The organism is Endozoicomonas arenosclerae, assembly GCF_001562015.1.
GTDB lineage: Bacteria > Pseudomonadota > Gammaproteobacteria > Pseudomonadales > Endozoicomonadaceae > Endozoicomonas_A > Endozoicomonas_A arenosclerae.
In genome coordinates this window covers 1-607 of sequence record NZ_LASA01000311.1, presented here as the reverse complement: position 1 = coordinate 607, position 607 = coordinate 1, and the positions used below count along the sequence as shown (strand labels likewise).

General features: G+C 47.1%; 2 protein-coding genes. One reads left to right on the top strand and one right to left on the bottom strand.

Annotated features, from left to right (window positions below):
* Window positions 1–299: transposase (locus WG89_RS28970; RefSeq protein WP_172806967.1), on the bottom strand; the 299-nt coding region annotated here is incomplete at its 3' end.
* A 46-nt stretch (window positions 300–345) separates the two neighbouring features.
* On the opposite strand from WG89_RS28970, the gene WG89_RS28965 reads away from it, so the two are divergent.
* The coding region (locus WG89_RS28965; RefSeq protein ID WP_153301912.1) for an ISAs1 family transposase at window positions 346–607 on the top strand (262 nt) is incomplete at its 3' end.

The window sequence follows — 607 nt, the reverse complement described above, 5'->3', positions numbered from 1 at the left end:
GGAATGGGGTTCTCCAAAGATAAGCCTGCAAATAATCGCATTGAGGCTATCTCATAAAGTGCATCTTCCATTGCTGGGTCACTCAGGCTGTACCAGTGTTGTAAGCAGTGAATACGCAACATGGTTGCTAGCGGGTAAGGGCGTCTTCCATTACCTGGCTTTGGATAAAAAGGCTCAATGACGGCTTCTAATCGAGACCAGGGAATCAGCTTCTCCATTCTGAGTAAGAACTTCTCTTTACGAGTCTGTCGCTTTTTTTGGGTGAACTCGCAGTCGGCAAACGTGAGCTGATTCTTCATGGTGAACTCCAAATATGAGCTGATGGTAGATTAGCTCACAAGGAACTTGTTCACACCTTCCCTAGCTGATTTTTTAGCCAAAGTTCCTGATCCTCGCTGCCCCGGCATGTGTGATCACAACCTGCTCGATATACTTATCATTGCTGTATGCGCAGTCATATGTGGAGCGGACGAGTGGCAAGACATGGAGGATTTTGGCCACTGCAAGGAGGACTGGTTCAGAACTTTCCTGGAGCTACCCGCTGGCATACCATCTAAATATACGTTCCGTAGAGTCTTTTGTTTACTTGATCCGGTGGCTTTCGAAG